Below are 20,325 nucleotides of genomic sequence, written 5' to 3' on the forward strand. Positions count from 1 at the left end.
TTAGATTATCGCGCCACGCTCAGGCAGGCGGTGCCAATGGGGTGGTTACCTATCACCGGGGCGGGTTGCACACCTTCCCGCACGACGCCCGCGTGGAGATCGACTCCAACAGGGTCGAAAACCTGATCTGACCCATAGCCCTAAATCGCAAAAATGCACTTTTTGCCGGCCATGACGTAGGCGGCGTTGCCTGGGCCCGAGTTGCCTCGCTGATCGAGACCTGAAAGATCAACGGCATCGAGCCCTTCGCCTACCTGAAGGCCACCTTCAAAGCCATCGCCACCCCCCCCTCAAAGCCGTCTCGACGGGACGCTGCCGTGGAACATCAAGCCATCAAACTAAGCCGCCAGTGGTCCCCAGAGACCGCTTACACCTTATGCCCCCGACCCGCAGATCTCTGGACAGGCCCACTGTTTAGTGTTTCCTTCCGTTCCTGAGAAAGTATCGCATTATCAGATCGCTAGTTCAGGTATCGGCTCGGATCTGATTTTGGACGGTGGCCGTAAGTTCGCTTAGCGAAAATGGTTTGGGCAGAAAGACCGAGTTTGGCACAGGGGGCCTCCCGTCCTGGAACACATCTTCAGCGTAGCCTGACACAAATACCACCGCCGTGCCGGGTCGCGTTTTTAGCGCCTCTCGCACCCAGCTGGGACCATCAAGCCCAGGCATGATCACATCTGTCAAAAAGACGTCGATATGTAGCGAGATATCCTCCAAGACGTGTAACGCGTCTTCTGCATTTTCAGCCTCGAATACCGTGTAGCCTCTCAGTTTCAGGGCACGACTGGCGAAGGCGCGCACCGGGGCCTCATCCTCGACCAAAAGTACTGTTGCGCTGCTGTTATGGGGGGTCACAAGATCAACGGGAACGACAACCGGCTCGTCTGGTTCGGTAATCTGGTCGTGTGCAGGAAAATACAGCGTGAAACATGTACCAGACCCCACCACCGAGTCACAAAAAATATATCCTCCGGTTTGCTTGACGATTCCATAAGCTGTCGAAAGGCCAAGCCCCGTGCCCTCTCCTGTGCGCTTGGTGGTGTAGAAAGGTTCAAATATCTTGGGCAATTTGTCTGGTGCGATACCAGTTCCTTCATCGATCACACGTACGACGACATAGTCACCAATCGCGATAACCGCGCGATCCCGCTTCAATTCCTCGGACAACCGACAATTCTCGGTTTCAATCTGGATTTTTCCACCACCCGGCATTGCATCACGCGCGTTGACGACCAGATTCATGATCACCTGTTCCAACTGACGCTTGTCAGCCCGGATCAATTGCAGGTCGGGGTCATGGCTTAACGACAGCTGGACCTTTTCACCGACCAAGCGGTTCAAAAGATGGGTCAAGTCTGACATGCTGTCGCGCAGGTCAATCACTCGCGGCTTCAGCGTTTGCTTACGCGAAAATGCAAGTAACTGCCCTACAAGGCTGGCTGCCCGATTAGCGTTTTGACTGATCTGATCCAAATCAGCATAATCTGGGTCTGCCTTGTCATGGCGCAGCATCAAAAGATCGCAATGGCCTGAAATAGCGGTCAAAAGATTATTGAAATCATGGGCCACACCGCCTGCGAGCTGGCCAATTGCCTGCATCTTCTGGCTTTGCACAAACTGCGCCTCAAGCGTCTTGAGCTGCGTTGCATCCGACAAAACCGCCACCAACCCCGGGCACCCTTCCTCAACCACACGCGATAGTTTGACTTGCAAAAACACCTCTTGTTCACCGTGTTTTGCCCGAAGCACTTCGGGTCGGTGATTCGACCGACCGGAGAGTGCTTCAGAAAGCCAGTCATTGACCGGGCGCCCCAGGCCTTCCAATAGATCGGCAAAGGCGGCATCGGGTTCGATCTGCCCCAAAAGCCCGCGTGCAGCACGGTTGACCGCCAACACCCGTCCCTCTGCAGACAGGCGCATCAGTGCAACCGGCAGCGCCTCAAAGGCTGTTGGGTCATGTGCGGTTGCCCGGCCCGTAGCCATCGGCAAAAGGTAAATCTCGCTGCGTCCACCAACGCCGTGCAATTCGGCTACGACGGCGCGCAGCGGGCCATTGGGCGTCGATATCTCGTATTCGGCCCCCGAACGCAAAGGCAGTTCCGTAAAGATCCGGTCCAAGGTACGGACACGTTCGCCTACCAAGCGCCGCAGTGCCTCATTCATGAAAAGGATCGTTCCGGTTTTTGAGACTGTCAGCATTGGCAGACTGATCGTTTCAGCCCCACGCCCCCCGGTCAGGCGTTCGGCCATGTCCTCAAGCCGCCACAAAAAGCTGTCGTCCCCGATAAGATGAACCGAAAGGCGCACATGGCCACGCCGCGTCACAAGGTCTTCGCGGGCGGCCCCGAGTGCGGCGGCCTTGCTTTGCAATCGGCCCAGCACCGAGGCTGGATGGGCAAACACCTCGCCCAGTGCGCGGGTCAACGTCTGCCCGCCGCGCGAGCCAAAACGCTCAACCGCGGCACGATTTTGAAAACCAATGCCGCCATCGCAATCCGTCGTAAAGCTGGGCGATGCATCATGCGCAATAAAGCCTGCAATCTGTGCCTGGAGATCCCGGCGTCGACGATTTTGCTGCATGGCAGCAAGCCGAAGCATAACCGCCAGCGCCGCCAGCGTACCCGAGATAGCAAGGAACGCCAACATCAGCATCTGATCGGGGATCATGATCCCGACTGCGAGCGCGCAAAAGGCGGCAATCAACAGATAGCCCCACCCCGGCGCCAGAAACGCCGCCGTGCGGGTAATAGGTTGCACCGGATGCGTCACACACAAGCCCCTTTTGCCAGAATCGACTTCTTGCATTGCGGGGTGAAATGCTTAAAACCCGATTAAGGTGCATCAAAACACAACCTTTAATTGAGTCAATCTTGAATGATTACTGCGGCATCAGAAAATTTACGCATGGTGCAACAATAAAACCCGTCGCCTCCATCCAGCGGCGTCAGACGCCTCTCGGCGGTTTTGATCCACCCGTTTGTCGCGGCGAAATCATCGGTCTGCGCCTCATTTTCGGCGCGCAAAAAAGAGCATGTCATATAGACCAGCACACCGCCCGGCTTTACCAATGGCGCGGCAGATACCAAAATATCGCATTGAATCTTCTGCAATTCCTCAAGGCGCGCCGGTGTAAGACGCCACTTTGCCTCGGGCGTACGTCGCCAGGTGCCTGACCCCGAACAGGGCGCATCAACCAGCACCAGGTCGAACTGCCCCGAAATCTCGTCGCGCGCAAGCCGTCTGATCCGCACCCCTGCGCGCGCCGCACGGGCCGGAATATCGCGCATTCGTTCTGGTGCGGCATCATGCGCGACGATCTCTTGATCCACACGCATGGCGAGAGCAAGCGCCTTGCCGCCGCCCCCCGCGCAATAGTCAAGGATCCGCGCCTTGGGGGACAGCGCCAAACCCTCGATCATCGCTTGCGACGCGACGTCCTGCAATTCAACCAAGCCATCCGCATATACTTGTGTGAGATGGATTTTCCTATAATTTTTAAGCACAACCAAAGCAGAGCTTGCAAGCGAATGGCTTTGCGCCCTGATCCCTTCGGCGGCCAGTGCCGCGATTGCAGCAGGGCGCGTCGTACGGGCAAGGTTTACCCGTAAAAATACCGGTGCCCGCTGGCGCCCGGCCAACATCACCGGGGCAAAATCCGCGCCAAGACTGTCTTGCAGCAAAGGGGCCAGCCAATCAGGGCAATCCAGCGCATCATTGCCATGTGGTTGCGGCGCACCCGAATAGGCAGCAGCCTCTGCAACCGTGAGCGCCATAGGTGCGAACCGATCAGATGTAAAAATTTCTGACGGATCAATCCCTTGCGCGCGACAATGCCCCAACATCAGGCCCCGCCCCGAAAGCCCGCCACCGCTTACCGCATAGGAACGCTTACAGCGCAGCGCGTCAAACACCAGATCGCGGATTGCGGCACGATCACCCGAGCCGGCAAACCGGTTGCCGCGCGCCCAGTTCGTCAACGTTGCCTCGGCCGAAGCACCCGCAAGAACACGATCCAGAATTTCGCAAGCCGCAGCTATGCGGGCAGCGGGGGTCACCCCGCCACCTCTTCGCTTGAAACATCAATATCACCATGTAACATTCTGATAATATTATATTCCCCTGTAATTTGGGCTTTCCCGCGTGATCTGCACATCATGCACATGGCTTTCTTTCAGGCCGGCGCCGGTAATACGCACAAATTTGCAGCCACCTTGCATCTGGGCGATGGTTGCGTTGCCGGTATACCCCATCGCTGCGCGTAGACCGCCCACCAGTTGGTGAACCACAGCCGAGGCCGACCCCTTGTAAGGAACTTGCCCTTCTATCCCTTCGGGCACCAGTTTGTCCGACGCGGCGTCTTTTTGGAAATACCGGTCGGCCGAGCCACGCGCCATCGCCCCCAAAGACCCCATCCCACGGAAACTTTTGAAGCTACGCCCCTGATACAAAATGACTTCTCCGGGCGACTCATCGGTGCCGGCAATCGCAGAGCCAACCATTGCACAAGACGCGCCCGCCGCGATTGCCTTGGCAAAATCGCCGGAATACTTGATCCCGCCGTCCGCGATAACCGGAATATCGGCCGCTGCGGATACCGCATCCATGATCGCTGTCATTTGGGGCACCCCCACACCCGCCACGATCCGCGTGGTGCAGATCGAACCGGGGCCGATGCCTACCTTTACCGCATCCGCCCCTGCATCAATCAATGCGCGCGTCGCCTCGGCGGTTGCCACGTTTCCGGCGATGACCTGAACCGAACTTGACAGCGCCTTGACCCGTTCTACTGCGCGGGCAACGCCTTCTGAATGGCCATGTGCGGTGTCGATCACGATCAAATCGCAACCCGCGTCAATCAGCGCAGCACTACGTTCAAACCCGGCGTCCCCTACCGTCGTAGCCGCCGCAACCCGCAAACGCCCCAATTCATCCTTACATGCCAAGGGGTTAAGGACTGCTTTTTCAGTGTCTTTCAGGGTCAGAAGCCCGGTCAGTTTGCCCATCCCGTCGGTGACCAGCAGCTTTTCGATCCGGCGCACCTTCATCAGGTTCTTGGCCAGCTCCAGTTCGACCGGCTCAGTCAGCAGCGCCAGATTTTCCGAGGTCATCATCGCGCGCACCGGCGTGCGGTCATCACTGGCAAAACGCATGTCGCGGTTGGTGACGATGCCCAGCACCCGGCCGCCGTCGTCAACCACCGGAAAGCCGGTGACGTTGTAACGCTCTTGCAGGGCCTTGGCGTCGGCCAGCGTCTGATCCGGCGTCAGGGTGATCGGATCGAACACCACGCCCGATTCGAACCGCTTGACGCGGCGCACTTCGTTTGCCTGCTCCTCCACCCCAAGGTTACGGTGGATCACGCCGATCCCCCCGGCCTGGGCCATGGCTATTGCCATCCGCGCCTCGGTTACGGTGTCCATCGCTGAACTCAGCAGCGGGATGTTCATCCGAATGGATCGGGTCACAAAGGTGGAGACATCGGCCTCGGATGGCAGCACCGAAGATGCGGCCGGAACAAGGAGTACGTCATCAAAGGTGAGCGCCTCTCGAATCTGCATGGGGGTCCTCCGCGGCAGTGTTCGTTTGGCGGTTCCCTGTTTCACGCCAAGGCGGGATTGGCAAGCCCCCCCGCGGCAAATCAGGCGATTGCCGCGTTGGTTTTTACCGCAAGCTGCCCCTTGGCCCAAAGCTTGAGCACCTGCACCGCGATCGGCACGATGATCAGCGTAGCCAGCACCAGCAGGATCCCGCCGGGAATTCGCCAAGCGCCACCAAGCGCCACCCAGAAATTCGCGGTCGCCGCTAGCGGGAAGGTCAGCGCCCCCCAAAGCGGCGAAAACCCCGCCGCCAGCAGCCAGCGCACGCCCAAAACCATCGCCGCCAGCAATAGCACCGACAGCACGCCAAACCCCAGTGCCAGCCCCGGCATCCCCATCCCCAGTGCGACCACCCCCAGCAGCGATGCCGGTGCAAGGTGAATCGCCAGCAGCGGGCGCAGCGGTGCTGGCACGCGCAGCCTACGGAATTGATCAGCGCTGATCACCCAGATCAGCACAGCCACAAGAAGCGAGAGCCAGAACAACCCCCATGTCAGCCCCGATAACCCTAGCCCTTGCGCCACCATGGCCGCCACGATGAACCCGGTAAAGCTGAGGTGCCACACGGGCGTGACCCGGCGTTGTTCTGCCGGGCCGGTGATGAAAAGCCGGACAAGCAGCAGAGCCAGCACCAGATGCACGGCCAGCCCCAATATCAGCACCGGGCGCGCCTGTTCGGCTGAAAAAGGGGTCAACGCACCGGCAAAAAGATAAAGGCACAACACCCCGGCAGCCAACCCCGCACGCCCCGGCAGAACCTTCAGATCATCGTTGACAACGGCAGGTCGACGCATGAGCTTTGCAACATAAGTTATTGTAGAAAATATAAAAAGAAGCGTTACCGCCCCCATGAGCATATCTGCCGCCCCTTGCGGCACGCCAAATTCTCCCGCGCCTCGACGCCACGCCAGCGCCAACCCCAGTAACCCCAGAATGGGCGGAAAAATTGCCGGGGGCGTGCGCCGCCATAGCCCTGCAGGTGCCATTGCCGGGAGTTTGAATGCCATGGTTTTCTCCTCATTTGCGCCCTTGGTGCCTCTATTGCGCCGTAAATGCCAGCCCACGCTTTGCCGCAGGCACCCGATAGATTTCAGGACGGCAGTAGAATGGCAGTTGCCCCCAGCGGCTTTGCCTGCGCCCCGGTGCCCAGTTTGAAATGCGCCAGCCCCGGCGCGCGGTCATGGTTGACATCCCCCAGATCCAGCCATTGCGCCCCTTCGGCCTTTAGCTGTTCAATCGCGTGCCACAGCAAAAGATTATGCGCCGACACGGCGCGACCTTCGACGCCCGACCAACCCAGATGATAACTTACCCCGTCACCATGGCGCAAAAACACCATTCCCGCCAGCGCCGCCCCATCATGAACGACTTGAAGGGCCCGAACCCCACCCGGCTCGGCGCCTGCCCAGGCATCGACAAAGCCCACGGGCAAGGCACGGTATTTGCGCTGGGCACGTTGCCTCTTTTCGGCGTCTATCAGCCAGCGCCAATCTTTTGGGCCGTCCAATGCCATAACCCGCAGGCCCGCCTTTTGCGCGTGTGAAACGCGGTTGCGCCATGTGCCGGCCAATCGTGCACGCAAGGTTGGCAAATCGGGGCGCAGGTCAAGCACCGCCTGATAGCGAGGCGTGATCAGCGGCACGACACCCCACCCCGAAACCGCATTTTCCGGCGTTGCCAACAGGCACAGGTGCCGCCGCGCCAACGCACGCAACCCCGCCCGATGCAATTCTGGCCCGGCCGCCATCAGCCAGACCGGCCCGCGCATCACGACCGCCATTCCCCGGCGGCGCAATATCTGCGCAACAGCCACCGGCACGCCCCCCTGCCAAAGAGAGGCCCGTTCAACTCTGGCGCCCTGCCTTGCTGCGATCTGCCCATAAGCCCAATACTGCTGCAGCGCCGCATTGTGCCCGGCCAAAAGGCCATCCCATTCGGAATGCGCGATGATTTCTTCATGAATTTCGATCCGCTTCATGGCTTTGTTAATCGAAGATTCACCTGAAGAATTACTTAATGCCCATATGAAACCGCATCGCACCAAACCCATCCCTGCCCCGCGTCTGACCGCTTGGGCCGCGCTAGTGATCGCCGTGGCGCTGTCTATCGCCTACCTGGTTTTGTTGGCGTTATGGAGGGGTCTGCGCTAGCTGCCGCATATCACACTGGACTTTCGCGCGGCCGCTTGCAAAGACAGGCGCACCGGTTTTTTGGGGGGGCATCATGCCGCAGGAATCGCGCCCGTTGGCGGCAGCCCTTTGGATGGGCGGCGCAATCACCGGATTGGTCAGCATGGCTGTGGCCGGGCGCGCCGTTTCACCGATTCACGACACGTTTGAAATCATGACATGGCGGTCGCTCGTGGGGCTTGTGCTGGTGCTTGGCGTTGCCCTGCCTGCCGGTTATGGCCCCGATATCAAGGTGCGGCGGATGGGGCAGCATTTTATCCGCAACGCCTTTCACTTTGCCGGGCAGAACCTGTGGTTTGCCGCATTGACGATGATCCCGCTGGCGCAGCTGTTTGCGCTTGAATTTTCGTATCCGATCCTTGTGGCGCTGGCCGCCCCCTTTTTGCTGGCCGAGGTTTTGACGCGGCAAAAACTGGCCGCGGCGCTGGTCGGGTTTGTCGGTGTGCTGATCGTGGCGCAACCCTGGGCGGCGGGTGGGTTTGGCCTTGGCACCGCATTGGCCCTGCTGGCAGCGGTCGGTTTTGCGGGGTCCACGTTGATCACCAAGCAACTGACCCGCACCGCCCCGATGACCGAAATCCTGTTCTGGCTGGTGGTGTTTCAGTTCGTGTTTGGCCTGATCCTTGCGATGGCTGACGGCCACATGACCTGGCCCACCGCGGCCAGCCTGCCGTGGCTGGTGGTGATCGGCGTCGCAGGCCTTGGCGCGCATTTTTGCCTGACGCGGGCGCTGCGGCTGGCCCCGGCATCGGTTGTGGCACCGTTCGACTTTTTGCGCCTGCCGATCATCGCGCTTGTCGGTGCCGCCTTTTACGACGAGCCGCTTTCAGCGGCGATCATACTGGGTGGTGCCATCATTTTTGGTGCCAATTGGATCAATATCCGCACCGAAAACCGCAGCAAACGCGTGGCAATGCGACAACAGAACGCGACGTCATAAAGACTATCCAATTGATATACGCCCGACCCATGTTAGGCTCATCTGACAGATATAACGAATACGCAGGGACGAGGATCAAATGAGGCGTGTATTGATGACGGCAAGTGCGCTTGCCATGGGGGTCGGCACCGCACAAGCCGGCGGTATTGAACGGTCGACGCAATCTGTGGCGATCCTTTTTGAAAAGGGGCGCTACGCAGAGTTCAGCTTTAGCGCATTCAGTCCTGATGTCAGCGGCACGGTTGCAGGGGGGGCTGTGTCCTCTGGTGATATGGCGCTTGGTTATGGCAATATCTCATTGGGGTATAAACAGGCGCTGAGCGATCAGCTTGACATAGCCTTGATCTTTGATCAGCCCATTGGCGCCGATCTGAACTATCAAGCGGCCTTTGCGCCCTACCCGCTGGCCGGGTCGAACGCGTCGATTGATTCCAACGCCATAACCGCCCTGCTGCGCTATAAAATGCCCAACAACTTCAGCGTGATCGGCGGCGTGCGCGCGCTGCGCACCAAGGGCAATGTGTCGCTGTTCAACGGTGGCTACACGATGAACACCTCGACCGAAACGGATTTTGGCTATGTGCTGGGCGTCGCCTGGGAAAAGCCGGAAATCGCGGCCCGTGTGGCGCTGACCTATAATTCAGCGATCACCCATGATTTCGACTCGACGGAAATGGGGGTAATTTCCACCAGTTTTGAGTCCGAGGTGCCGCAGTCAGTAAACCTTGAATTCCAAACCGGTGTCGCAAAAGATACGCTGGTCTTTGGCTCGGTCCGCTGGGTGGATTGGTCGGTGTTCGATATTGACCCGCCTGTTTATCAGGCGAATTTCGGGTCACCCTTGGTCGATTACACACACGACGTGATCACCTATAATCTTGGTGTCGGGCGCAAGTTCACTGAAAACTGGTCGGGTGCCGTGGTCCTTGGCTATGAAAAGCATGACGGAACACCGACCGGTAACCTTGGGCCAACCGACGGGATGAAATCCATCGGGTTGGCGGCAACCTACACGCGCGACAATATCAAGGTGACGGGCGGCCTGCGCTATGTCGATATTGGCGATGCCGTTACCAAAACCATCAACGGCCAGTTCAGCGGCAACTCGGGCTGGGGCGCGGGTGTTCGGGTCGGCGTCAGCTTCTGAGCGGGTATCAGTCGCACTCAAAGGCCCCGCTTTGGCGGGGCTTTTTCATGCACACAGGCAACCGATTGTATTTGGCACAAGTTCCGGGTGGCGAATTGCCGACAGGCGGCATAGGTCTTTGGCATGAGCCAACAACAACGCCCCGCACAAACCGATATGTCCGCCCATGCCTGGGTGCTGCTGGCGGTGCTGGCACTGATCTGGGGGGGATCGTTTCTCTCAAATCGCGCTGCCGTAGCCGAGGTGCCGGTGGCCAGCCTGGTGGCGATGCGGGTGACGGGGGGCTGCATCCTGCTGTGGCTTTGGGTGATGCTGCGCCGGTTGCCGCTTCCACGCGGGCGCAAGATCTGGTGGCGCTTTCTGGTGATGGGGGCGCTGAACAATGCCATCCCGTTTTCGCTGATCGTCTGGGGGCAAAAGCATATCGACAGCGGCCTGGCCGGGGTGCTGAACGCATCGACGGCCATCTTTGGCGTGCTGGTGGCCGCCTGGGTCTTTACGGATGAGCGGTTGACCCCGCGCAAGGCGCTGGGGGTCTTGATCGGTTTTGTCGGTGTGGTGGTGGCGATTGGCCCGGCAACGCTGTTACATTTTGATCCGGGGTCCACGGGCCAGCTGGCAATCCTGGGCGCGGCCTTTTTCTACGCCCTGGCAGGCGCCTATGCCCGGGTTCAGGTGCGCGGGTTGGTGCCCGAGGTTGCCGCGGCAGGCATGTTGACCGGGGCGTCGGTCCTGATGCTGCCCACGGCGCTGCTGCTGGATGGGGTGCCCAGTTTTGATTGGTCAACACCAGTCTGGGTGGCGGTCTTGTGGTTGGCGGTCGGCTGTACGGCGCTGGCCTATCTGCTCTATTACCGGGTGCTGGCGCTGGCCGGGGCGGGTAACCTTTCACTGGTCACGCTGCTGATCCCGCCGGTGGCGATTGTCGCGGGTTGGGCGGTCTATGACGAAACCCTGCCGTTGCGCGCCTTTTTGGGCTTTGGCATATTGGCGCTGGGGTTACTGGTCCTGAACGGTCAATTACGGCTGCCCTTCCGGTTTCCGCTGCGCACAAATAACCCGTGACGCTGCCCAAGCCACGCGGTAAACCCGGATCAAGCAAAGGACGGGCGGGAATGATCTACAATTCAGCGGCGGAATGGGTTGCGGCCCCGCGCAAACAGGTGCTGTTGTTTGGCATGTCGGGCCTTGGCAAAACTCATGTCGCCTCTTTGCTGCGCGACGCGGGGGGCTGGTTTCACTACTCGGTCGATTACCGGATCGGCACGCGCTACATGGGCGAATTCATTGCCGATAATTTCAAGCGCGAGGCGATGAAAGTGCCGCTTTTGCGCGAACTTCTGATGACGGATTCCGTGCATATCGGGTCGAACATCACCTTTGACAACCTTTCGCCGCTGTCCACCTATCTGGGCAAACCGGGTAACGAACAAAAGGGTGGGCTGCCCTTTGACCAATACATGCGCCGACAGGATCAGCACCGCACCGCGGAACAGGCCAGCCTGCTTGATACCAACTATTTCATTACCCGCGCCCGCGAGATCTACGGTCTTGCGCATTTCGTCTGCGACAGCGGTGGCTCCATCTGCGAGGTGGTCGACCCGGACAACCCCGAGGATGCGATCCTGAAGGCGCTGTCCCAAAACCTGCTGATGGTCTGGATCGAAGGCTCTGACGCGCATACGGAAGAGCTGATCCGCCGCTTTGACCGCGCCCCGAAGCCGATGTATTACCAGCCCGAATTTCTGGAAAACGCCTGGGTTGAATACCGCGTGCTGAACGGGCTGACCGAACCCGAGGTCAACCCCGATGCCTTTGTGCGCTGGACCTATGCGCGCGCACTTGCCCACCGCCAGCCGCGCTATGCGGCGATGGCGCGCAACTGGGGCGTCTCGATCAAGGCCGAGGATGTGGCCCTTGTGAAAACCGCCACCGATTTTATATCGCTGATTGCCCGCGCGCTGAACGCACACCCCTGACCCGCCGGAGAGACCATGCCTATCACCCTGCCCGAAACGCTGCCTGCCTATAACATCCTCAACCAAGAGGGTGTCATGGTCATGTCGCCGGGCCGGGCCGAAACGCAGGATATTCGCCCCCTGCGGATAGCGCTTCTCAACCTGATGCCGAAAAAGATTCAGACCGAAAACCAGTTTGCCCGGCTGATCGGCGCGACACCGTTGCAGATCCATCTGGATCTGATCCGTATGACCGACCACGCGGCCAAAAACACCGCCGCCGAACATATGGAAGAATTCTACCGCCCCTTTGCCGACGTAGCCGCGACCGGCGAAAAATACGACGGGTTGATCATCACCGGCGCCCCGATCGAGCATTTGCCATTTGAAGAGGTCACCTATTGGGATGAGCTGCGCGAGGTTTTTGACTGGACCCAAGGGCACGTTCAATCAACCTTTGGCGTCTGTTGGGGCGGCATGGCGATGGCCTATCACTTTCATGGCGTAAAAAAACATATGCTGGATCGCAAGGCATTCGGCTGTTTCCGGCACCGCAACTGTGCCCCTGCCTCACCCTATCTGCGCGGCTTTTCCGATGACCTTCTGATCCCCGTCAGCCGCTGGACCGAAATGCGCCAGTCTGAAATTGACGCCGCCCCAAAGCTGCGAACGCTGCTTGCCTCGGACGAGGTGGGGCCGTGCCTTTTGGAGGATGCGGATCACCGCGCGCTTTATATTTTCAATCATTTTGAATATGATAGCTGCACACTGAAAGAAGAATATGACCGCGACGCCGCGGCGGGCAAGACGATTAACGTGCCGGTGAATTATTACCCCGGCGATGACCCGACCAAAACCCCGTTGAACCGGTGGCGCAGTCATGCGCATCTGCTTTATGGTAATTGGATCAATGAGATCTACCAATCCACCCCCTATGATCTGATGCAGATCGGCGTATGATCCGACCCTTGCGGAAAACATGTTGGCAAGGCAGGCCCGAAATTGTGGCCGGAGCGGGCTTTGAATGATTAAGCGGGGCTATCATCACGGCAATCTCAGACAAGCCCTGATCGAGGCCGCCTTGCGCCTGATCGAGACGCAGGGCCCCACCGGTTTCAGCCTGTCTGAGGCGGCCAAATCCGCAGGCGTAACCCCGGCTGCTGTCTATCGCCATTTTGAGGGGCGTGAAGATCTGATCGCGGAATGTGCGCGCCAAGGCTATGCCATTTTTGCCGATCTTCTGGAGCATGCCTGGAACGACGGCGCGCCCTCGGCATTGGCGGCCTTTGGGGCGACGGGCCGGGCTTATCTGGCCTTTGCGCGCCGCTATCCGGGGCATTACATGGCCATGTTCGAAAGCGGCATCTCGCCCAACCGCACGCCTGAGCTGGCCCAAATCAGCGCGCGCGGCGACCGGGTAATGCTGCGCGCGGCCGAGGCCTTGGCGCGCCATATCCCCGAGGGGCGGCGCCCCCCCGCAGCGATGTTTTCTGCCCATATCTGGGCAATGAGCCATGGCGTGGTCGAGCTTTATGCGCGCGCCCAGCCTGGCAGCCGAAGCCAGTTCACCCCCGAAGACCTGCTGGAATCGGGGATCGGCATCTATCTGCGCGGGTTGGGCCTGGTGCCCCCTGACATGTGACATCTGAATACGGAGGCGGTGATGAAACTCGCGGCGCGCATCGCGCATATGACCGGAAACGGCAAGGATGGCTGGGCAATACTTGGGCGTGCGCGCGACATGATCGCCGTAGGCGAGGCCGTAACGATGCTGACAATTGGCGAGCCGGACGTGAAGACCGATCCGGCGGTGCTGTCTGCAATGATGGCGGCAGCGGTGGCAGGCAACACCGGCTATACCGACATCGCCGGGCAACGTGCCTTGCGTGCCGAGATTGCAGCCCGCGTCAGCGCCCGCACCGGCGTTGCCACATCGCCTGCACAGATAGTGGTTACGCCCGGAGGCCAAGCCGCGTTGTTCGCGGCACATATGGCGCTGCTGGGGGCGGGCCAGACCGGGCTTTTCGTCGCCCCCCATTACCCCACCTACCCAGGTACAATCCGGGCCGGCGGCGGGGTTGCGCTGGCGGTTCCTGCCCGCCCCGAACATGGCTTCCAGCCAGAGGCACATGCGCTTGATGCCGCCGCCGCCGCCAGCGACGCACGCACCCTGTTGATCAATTCCCCGAACAACCCGACGGGTGTCATTTACTCGCGCGATACCATGGAAGGCATCGCGGAAGTATGTGAGCGGCGCGACCTGTGGCTGATTTCGGATGAGGTTTATGACACCCAGGTCTGGGAAGGAACACATATCAGCCCGCGCACCCTGCCGGGCATGGCCAAACGCACGATTGTGATCGGCTCGCTATCCAAAAGCCATGCGATGACAGGATCACGGATCGGCTGGGTGGTCGCCCCCGAGGAAGTGGCGCATGCGGTTCATGCGCTGGCGGTCAACACAACCTATGGCGTGCCCGGCTTTATTCAGGATGCGGGGCTATTTGCATTGCGCGAGGGTCAGGACCTGGAAACGCGGATCGCGGCCCCCTTCCGCCGCCGGCGCGATGTGGCCGTGCGCGCATTGGCAGGTAGTCAGGCGGTGCGGCTGACCCCCCCTGCAGGGGCCATGTATGTGATGGCCGATATCCGCGCGACGGGTCTTTCGGGAGCCGACTTCGCGGAGCGCCTGTTAGCGGACGAGCGGATTGCGGTCATGCCCGGCGAAAGCTTTGGCGCATCTGCCGCCGGGCATTTGCGCATTGCCCTGACGTTGGACGATGAGGCCTTGAAGAAAGCGCTACTGCGGTTGCGCAGCTATGCCGAGGCGCTGGTGCGGTGAGGCGGCGTCAAATGAGTATTTTTACCAAAAAAAAGCCGAGGCGAGGAATGATCCCAAAAGACACCAAGCTGTCGGGATTATCTGAGCGGGTTCCGGGCGCTTGACCCGTAGGGGTATTGATACATCCATCAAAAGCTGCGCCGGCTGGCCTATATGGGCCCCCCGGAAACATCAGGGGCAACTTGCGGCCATCAGGCTAAGGGGTGCAGGATTTCAACCTCATCGCCATTCTGAATTGCCGTATAAAAGCATGACCGGCGGTTGGTGTGGCATGCCGGCCCCTGCTGTCTGACACGCGCCAAGAGACAGTCCCGATCGCAATCTATACGTAATTCCACCAGATGTTGGATATGACCCGAGGTTTCACCCTTCACCCAGAATGCCTGACGTGAACGCGACCAATAGGTCACCCGGCGGGTCGCCAGGGTACGCGCAACGGCCTCGGCGTTCATCCATGCCAGCATCAATACTTCATCTGAGCCGACATCCTGCGCGATGACGGGGATCAGCCCATTTGCATCATAGGTCAGTGAAGCGGGGTCAAAGCTCATGGTGCACCTGTTCAAAATGGATATTCCACGCTATTTAACGCTCATTGACACCGAGGAAAAGCCATGAGCGACAGCGACCTTATGAAGCTATATTCCCAGCGCATACTGGCGTTGGCGGCTGACATACCCCATCTGGGGCGCTTGCCGGCGCCTGCGTTCAGCGCCACCCGGCGCGCACCTTTGTGTGGCTCGACCGTGACGGTTGATGTTTGCATCAGTGACGGCAAGATCAGCGCGTTTTCACAAGAGGTGAAGGCCTGCGCGTTGGGCCAGGCTGCCGCGGCGGTATTAGGGGCAGTTGTGGTGGGCCGCAGTCGCGTAGAAATCTTGCGTGCGCGGGACCAGCTTTCGGCCATGCTGAAACAAGATGGTCCTGTTCCTGCGGATCCGTTCGGTGGTTACGAGGTGCTGATCTCGGCACGCGATTATCCCAATCGTCACGCCTCGATCCTGCTCGCACTTAATGCGACGCTGGATGCCATGCCCGAATAAAAGCCGCCGCGCTTGCGGCTATGCAAGGCGGCGGAAGGATGCGCTTTTGGCCCGAAAGGGCACCCGGGGGGAAGGGTAGCCGCCAGCCTTGGCAGGTGCGGCACGAAAGCGCGAGGCAGAACCTGAACGGATCAAAGACCCGGAAAATATAAAAACGCGACCAAAAGAACCATCAGGGACGCGGCACCAAGGGCGTCTTGCAACAGCGTGTCAGAGTTGTGTGACAAAACGGATTTGATTTTTTTGGTCATGATGTCTCCCCTCACTTTTGTTGCTACTTTGTTCTCATTTTTTCATCTCGCTGTAAAGAACTTTTTAAGAACATATAAGAACGAAAGGCTAACCTACCGAGATCAGCCGGATCGCGCGATCTTGTTCTGTCAACCACAGCAGCACCCGAACTGCCTGCCCGCGTGTGCCTTGCAACCCGGGGTCAGCGGCAAGCAGGGCCCGCGCATCGGACTGGGCCACGGCCATCAACCCCGCCTGACGTTCCAGATCGGCAATGCGAAAACGCGGCAGGCCGGATTGCGCGGTGCCAATCACATCACCCGCCCCACGCATTGCAAGGTCTTCTTCCGCGATACGAAAGCCATCTTCGGTCTCGCGCAAAATCTGCAACCGCCGCTCGCCGGTTTCGCTTAGCGGAGCCTGATACATCAGCAGACAGGTCGAACTGGCCGCCCCGCGCCCGACCCGGCCCCGCAACTGGTGCAACTGTGCCAGCCCGAAAATCTCGGCACGTTCAATCACCATGATCGAGGCATTGGGCACGTTCACCCCCACTTCGATCACTGTGGTCGCGACCAAAACCCGGGTATGCCCGGCAGTGAACGCGGCCATCGCGGCGTCTTTTTCCGCAGGCGGCATCTGACCGTGGACCAACCCCACGATTTCATCCCCCAAGGCGGCGCGCAGTGTTCGAAACCGGTCCTCGGCCGAAGTCAGGTCGACCAGTTCGCTATCCTCGACCAGGGGGCAGACCCAATAGGCCTGACGCCCCTCGGCAACCGCCTGACGCAGGTGATTTGTGACCTCTTCCATCCGCGCGGTTGAGATGAGGGCCGTTTTCACCGGCAAGCGACCCGGTGGCTTTTCATCCAGAACGCTCACATCCATGTCGCCATATTGCGCCAGCGAAAGTGAACGCGGGATCGGCGTGGCGGTCATCACCAGCATGTCCGCTTGTTGCCCCTTGGTGCCCAATTCCATGCGCTGCGCTACGCCAAAGCGGTGCTGTTCATCAACAACCGCCAGCCGCAAATCAGCAAAGTGCACGTCTTTTTGAAACACCGCATGGGTGCCGACCAGCACATCTGTACCCCCGTCGGCCAAGGCGCGCAGCTTGGCCTCGCGTTCGGCCCCCTTGTCGCGACCGGTCAGAAGCGCAAGGTTGACCCCCGCCGCCTCGGCCATCGGCTGCAAACTCTCCAGATGTTGGCGCGCCAGAATCTCGGTTGGCGCCATCATGACGCCCTGCCCGCCCGCCTCGACGGCCGCCAGCAAGGCGATGAACGCAACAAGCGTCTTGCCAGATCCGACATCCCCCTGAAGCAGACGGTTCATTCGTTTGTCACTGGCCATATCGGCGGTTATTTCCGCAATTGCCCGGGTTTGCGCGCCTGTGGCCGCATAGGGCAGCGCAGCCAGAACGCGCGTCTGCAGGGCCCCGGTGCCTGCGGTCACCCGCCCTTTACCACGTCTCATCTGCGCGCGCGCCAACGCCAAGGTAACCTGATGGGCGAACAGTTCATCATAGGCAAGCCGCGCGCGTGCCGGGTCCGTTGCGGCAAGCGCGCCAAAATCCTGGGGGTGGTGCGCCGCGGCAAGCGCCTCATGCCAATCGGGCCAGCCCTCGCGCGTCTTCAGCGCGGGGTCGATCCATTCCGAAAGAACGCCTATACGGGTCAGCGCCCCCGCGGCGGCCTTGGCTACGACACGCTGCGTCAATCCCGCGCTCAGCGGGTAGACCGGTTCAAAACTGGGCAACGCATCCGCCTCTTCGGGGCGCAAAATATGGTCCGGGTGAACCATCTGCGCCACCCCGTCAAAGATTTCGACCTTGCCCGAAATTATCCGACGTTGGCCTGTAGGAAGCTGTTTTTCCAGCCACTCTGAACGCGCATGAAAAAAGACCACCTGAAAATCCGTGGCGGCATCGCGGACCATGACCCGCGCCGGCCCCCCCTTGCGGCGGGCTGGCATATGGCCTTCGACCTCTACCTCGACGGTCACTGTTACGGGCGGCACCACATCGCGGATCGTGGTGACAATGCGCCGATCCACCCCCGAATAGGGCAGCGTGAACAAGAGGTCACGCGGCCGTTCAATACCGATCTGCGCAAAAGCGCGCGCTGTTTTTTCCCCCACCCCCGGCAGGGTTTCCAGTGCGGCAAACAGGGGAAACAGGATCGGCGGGCGGCCCGTCATGCGGTTCCCGCCAGCATGAGCCACGCGTCTTCATCGATGACCCGCACCCCCAACTCTGCCGCTTTTTTCGCTTTCGAGCCTGCCCCCAACCCTGCGACCAGAATATTGGTTTTCGCAGAAACCGAGCCGGCAACCTTTGCGCCCAACGCTTCGGCGCGCGATTTTGCCTCGGCGCGGGTCATCTTTTCCAGCGTGCCGGTAAAGACCACCGTCAACCCCGCAATTGTGCTGTCAGTGGGCGCGCGGCGCTGCGCATCTTGCGGGGTGACATAGCGCAGCAGGTTTTCAACAGCTTCGCGGTCGGTCGAATGGCTCAGCGACGTAACCAACGACATGGCTGTTGTGGCGCCCATTCCATCAATTGCCAGAATTTCATCCCATGCAGGGCCCGACATCATCGACGCGGCGCGCACGGTATTCTCCAGCCCGGCCCAACTGGTAAAATGAGTCGCCAATAAACCCGAAGCCGTTTCGCCCACATGGCGAATCCCCAGCGCAAATATGAATTTTTTCAAGGGGATGCTACGTTTTTCGTCAATGGCATTGAATAAATTTTCAGCCGATTTTTCGCCCCAGCCCTCTCGGTTTTTCAACTGCCTCAGGCCTGTGCCAAATCGTTCGCGCAGCGTGAAAATATCTGCCGGTTGCCGAATCCAGCCGTCACTGAAGAATGCCTCAACCTGCTTGGCGCCCAACCCTTCGATATCGAAAGCAGCCCGTGAAACAAAATGTTTCAGCTTTTCCACCGCCTGCGCCGGGCAAATCAGCCCGCCAGTACAGCGATGCACGGCATCCCCTTCCTCGCGGATCGCGTCAGAGCCACACTCTGGGCATTTGGATGGAAAAACATAAGGTTGCGAATTTTCGGGCCGGCGCGACAGATCCACATCGGCAATCTTCGGAATCACATCCCCGGCGCGGTAGACCTGCACCCAATCCCCTTCGCGGATGTCGCGGCCATCGCGGATAGGCTGCCCTTTGGAATCGCGTCCGGCGATGTAGTCCTCATTATGCAGTGTTGCATTGGAAACGACGACGCCGCCCACCGTGACGGGCGACAGACGCGCAACCGGGCTAAGCGCACCCGTGCGGCCGACTTGAATCTCAATCTTTTCGAGGCGCGTCCAGGCCAGTTCAGCCGGAAATTTATGGGCGATTGCCCAACGCGGGGTGGTCGAGCGAAATCCCAGGCGCCGCTGCAATGCAAGATTATTGACCTTATAAACCACCCCGTCGATGTCGTAGCCCAGCGTCGCACGCTGCGCCTCGATACTGCGATAGTGCTGCAACATCTTTTCGGGGGTATCGCAAAGAACTGTCAAAGGGTTAACTTGAAAACCCATTTTTTCCAGGCTGTTCACCGCCTCAAACTGGGTCGTGGCCAGCGGCTGTGACAATGCCCCCCAACCATAGGCAAAAAACCGGAGCGGTCGCGCGGCCGTGACAGTGGCATCCAGTTGGCGCAGCGACCCGGCGGCCGCATTTCGCGGGTTGGCAAAGATTTTTTCGCCGCAATCCGCCTGACGCGCGTTCAAAGCTGTAAAATCAGCGTGGCTCATATACACCTCGCCGCGGACATCAAGCAGGTCTGGTGCCCCCGATATGCGCTGTGGAATATTGGCCACGGTGCGGGCATTTTCGGTGACATTCTCACCGATTTCACCATCCCCGCGCGTTGCAGCCTGTATCAGCCCCCCGAACTCATAGCGCAGAGAAAGCGATAATCCGTCTATCTTTGGTTCTGCTGTATAAGCCAGCGGATCAGACGGCCCCAACCCCAGATAGCTTTTTACCCTTGCGTCGAAATCGACCACTTCAGACGCGTCAAACGCATTCTCCAGACTGAGCATCCGTTCCGAGTGTTTGACCTTGCCAAACCCCTCGGCCACGGCCGCCCCCACCTTTGTGGTTGGGCTGTCACTGTGCCTCAAGGCCGGAAAACGCGCCTCGATCGCGGCCAGCCGCAGCTTTGATGCGTCGTATTCCGCATCCGAAATCTCGGGTGCGTCAAACGTATGATAGGCGGTATTGGCCGCCGTGAGCAGCGCACCAAGCCGTTCCACCTCGGCCTTTGCCTCGACCTCGGTCAGTGTTTCGACCATCGCAGAATTATCCACGCCGCGCCCCCGTCCATATTCCCCACAAAGTTTTAGGGGCACTGGAGGGGGCCGTCCAGAGG

General features: G+C 59.8%; 16 protein-coding genes. 8 read left to right on the forward strand and 8 right to left on the reverse strand.

What is annotated here, in order from left to right; all coding sequences use genetic code 11:
* Window positions 1-465 precede the first annotated feature (465 nt).
* The 5 genes from ACM62R_RS04985 to ACM62R_RS05005 form a co-directional block, all read right to left on the reverse strand.
* Complete coding sequence (locus ACM62R_RS04985; protein WP_415183001.1) at window positions 466-2,667, reverse strand: ATP-binding protein; 2,202 nt, start codon at window positions 2,665-2,667, stop codon at window positions 466-468.
* A 197-nt stretch (window positions 2,668-2,864) separates the two neighbouring features.
* Window positions 2,865-4,055: an RsmB/NOP family class I SAM-dependent RNA methyltransferase gene (locus ACM62R_RS04990; protein WP_415182959.1), complete on the reverse strand. Its 1,191-nt coding sequence runs from the start codon at window positions 4,053-4,055 to the stop codon at window positions 2,865-2,867.
* 54 nt (window positions 4,056-4,109) lie between these two features.
* A complete protein-coding gene (gene guaB / locus ACM62R_RS04995; RefSeq protein WP_415182960.1) occupies window positions 4,110-5,558 on the reverse strand; it encodes an IMP dehydrogenase in 1,449 nt (482 codons plus the stop codon).
* A gap of 80 nt (window positions 5,559-5,638) precedes the next feature.
* A complete protein-coding gene (locus ACM62R_RS05000) occupies window positions 5,639-6,604 on the reverse strand; it encodes a tellurium resistance protein (protein ID WP_415182961.1) in 966 nt (321 codons plus the stop codon).
* Between the two features lie 83 nt (window positions 6,605-6,687).
* Window positions 6,688-7,575: a lipid II:glycine glycyltransferase FemX gene (locus tag ACM62R_RS05005; RefSeq protein ID WP_415182962.1), complete on the reverse strand. Its 888-nt coding sequence runs from the start codon at window positions 7,573-7,575 to the stop codon at window positions 6,688-6,690.
* 245 nt (window positions 7,576-7,820) lie between these two features.
* Here ACM62R_RS05005 and ACM62R_RS05010 point away from each other — a divergent pair, with 245 nt between their 5' ends.
* The 7 genes from ACM62R_RS05010 (at window position 7,821) to ACM62R_RS05040 (ending at window position 14,673) form a co-directional block, all read left to right on the forward strand.
* Window positions 7,821-8,726 (forward strand): DMT family transporter, encoded by a 906-nt coding sequence (locus ACM62R_RS05010; protein ID WP_415182963.1) that lies wholly within the window; start codon window positions 7,821-7,823, stop codon window positions 8,724-8,726.
* A 79-nt stretch (window positions 8,727-8,805) separates the two neighbouring features.
* The gene (locus tag ACM62R_RS05015; RefSeq protein ID WP_415182964.1) at window positions 8,806-9,873 is read left to right on the forward strand and encodes a hypothetical protein; all 1,068 of its coding nucleotides are present in this window, start codon (window positions 8,806-8,808) and stop codon (window positions 9,871-9,873) included.
* Between the two features lie 123 nt (window positions 9,874-9,996).
* The gene (locus ACM62R_RS05020; RefSeq protein ID WP_415182965.1) at window positions 9,997-10,938 is read left to right on the forward strand and encodes a DMT family transporter; all 942 of its coding nucleotides are present in this window, start codon (window positions 9,997-9,999) and stop codon (window positions 10,936-10,938) included.
* Between the two features lie 50 nt (window positions 10,939-10,988).
* A complete protein-coding gene (locus ACM62R_RS05025; RefSeq protein WP_415182966.1) occupies window positions 10,989-11,852 on the forward strand; it encodes an ATPase in 864 nt (287 codons plus the stop codon).
* 15 nt (window positions 11,853-11,867) lie between these two features.
* The gene (metA, locus tag ACM62R_RS05030; protein WP_415182967.1) at window positions 11,868-12,791 is read left to right on the forward strand and encodes a homoserine O-acetyltransferase MetA; all 924 of its coding nucleotides are present in this window, start codon (window positions 11,868-11,870) and stop codon (window positions 12,789-12,791) included.
* Window positions 12,792-12,855: 64 nt separating this feature from the next.
* Window positions 12,856-13,473, forward strand: coding sequence for a TetR/AcrR family transcriptional regulator (locus ACM62R_RS05035; RefSeq protein WP_415182968.1), 618 nt, complete (start codon window positions 12,856-12,858; stop codon window positions 13,471-13,473).
* A 21-nt stretch (window positions 13,474-13,494) separates the two neighbouring features.
* Window positions 13,495-14,673, forward strand: a complete 1,179-nt coding sequence (locus ACM62R_RS05040) for a pyridoxal phosphate-dependent aminotransferase (RefSeq protein WP_415182969.1) — start codon at window positions 13,495-13,497, stop codon at window positions 14,671-14,673.
* A gap of 191 nt (window positions 14,674-14,864) precedes the next feature.
* Here the strand turns inward: ACM62R_RS05040 and hisI are convergent, their stop codons facing one another.
* The gene (gene hisI / locus ACM62R_RS05045; protein ID WP_415182970.1) at window positions 14,865-15,224 is read right to left on the reverse strand and encodes a phosphoribosyl-AMP cyclohydrolase; all 360 of its coding nucleotides are present in this window, start codon (window positions 15,222-15,224) and stop codon (window positions 14,865-14,867) included.
* Between the two features lie 63 nt (window positions 15,225-15,287).
* On the opposite strand from hisI, the gene ACM62R_RS05050 reads away from it, so the two are divergent.
* Window positions 15,288-15,716 carry an iron-sulfur cluster assembly scaffold protein gene (locus ACM62R_RS05050; RefSeq protein ID WP_415182971.1) on the forward strand — a complete coding sequence of 143 codons (429 nt, stop codon included), beginning with the start codon at window positions 15,288-15,290 and terminating at the stop codon, window positions 15,714-15,716.
* A gap of 339 nt (window positions 15,717-16,055) precedes the next feature.
* Here the strand turns inward: ACM62R_RS05050 and recG are convergent, their stop codons facing one another.
* Together recG and ligA are read right to left on the reverse strand one after the other, a co-directional pair.
* Window positions 16,056-18,146 (reverse strand): ATP-dependent DNA helicase RecG, encoded by a 2,091-nt coding sequence (gene recG / locus ACM62R_RS05055; RefSeq protein WP_415182972.1) that lies wholly within the window; start codon window positions 18,144-18,146, stop codon window positions 16,056-16,058.
* Window positions 18,143-20,263 carry an NAD-dependent DNA ligase LigA gene (gene ligA, locus ACM62R_RS05060; protein ID WP_415182973.1) on the reverse strand — a complete coding sequence of 707 codons (2,121 nt, stop codon included), beginning with the start codon at window positions 20,261-20,263 and terminating at the stop codon, window positions 18,143-18,145. Before ligA ends, recG begins: the two co-directional genes overlap by 4 nt.
* Window positions 20,264-20,325 lie beyond the last annotated feature (62 nt).

The sequence above is a fragment of the Phaeovulum sp. genome, assembly GCF_047638075.1.
Lineage (GTDB): Bacteria > Pseudomonadota > Alphaproteobacteria > Rhodobacterales > Rhodobacteraceae > UBA6197.

Bases quoted from the DNA above. Each gene is read 5' to 3' on its own strand.
- ACM62R_RS04985 (WP_415183001.1), bottom strand. From the start codon at position 2,667: ATGATCCCCGATCAGATGCTGATGTTGGCGTTCCTTGCTATCTCGGGT.
- ACM62R_RS05000 (WP_415182961.1), bottom strand. From the start codon at position 6,604: ATGGCATTCAAACTCCCGGCAATGGCACCTGCAGGGCTATGGCGGCGC.
- ACM62R_RS05040 (WP_415182969.1), top strand. From the start codon at position 13,495: ATGAAACTCGCGGCGCGCATCGCGCATATGACCGGAAACGGCAAGGAT.
- ACM62R_RS05005 (WP_415182962.1), bottom strand. From the start codon at position 7,575: ATGAAGCGGATCGAAATTCATGAAGAAATCATCGCGCATTCCGAATGG.
- hisI (WP_415182970.1), bottom strand. From the start codon at position 15,224: ATGAGCTTTGACCCCGCTTCACTGACCTATGATGCAAATGGGCTGATC.
- ACM62R_RS05050 (WP_415182971.1), top strand. From the start codon at position 15,288: ATGAGCGACAGCGACCTTATGAAGCTATATTCCCAGCGCATACTGGCG.
- ACM62R_RS05025 (WP_415182966.1), top strand. From the start codon at position 10,989: ATGATCTACAATTCAGCGGCGGAATGGGTTGCGGCCCCGCGCAAACAG.
- metA (WP_415182967.1), top strand. From the start codon at position 11,868: ATGCCTATCACCCTGCCCGAAACGCTGCCTGCCTATAACATCCTCAAC.
- ACM62R_RS05020 (WP_415182965.1), top strand. From the start codon at position 9,997: ATGAGCCAACAACAACGCCCCGCACAAACCGATATGTCCGCCCATGCC.
- recG (WP_415182972.1), bottom strand. From the start codon at position 18,146: ATGACGGGCCGCCCGCCGATCCTGTTTCCCCTGTTTGCCGCACTGGAA.
- ACM62R_RS05015 (WP_415182964.1), top strand. From the start codon at position 8,806: ATGAGGCGTGTATTGATGACGGCAAGTGCGCTTGCCATGGGGGTCGGC.
- ACM62R_RS05010 (WP_415182963.1), top strand. From the start codon at position 7,821: ATGCCGCAGGAATCGCGCCCGTTGGCGGCAGCCCTTTGGATGGGCGGC.
- ACM62R_RS05035 (WP_415182968.1), top strand. From the start codon at position 12,856: ATGATTAAGCGGGGCTATCATCACGGCAATCTCAGACAAGCCCTGATC.
- guaB (WP_415182960.1), bottom strand. From the start codon at position 5,558: ATGCAGATTCGAGAGGCGCTCACCTTTGATGACGTACTCCTTGTTCCG.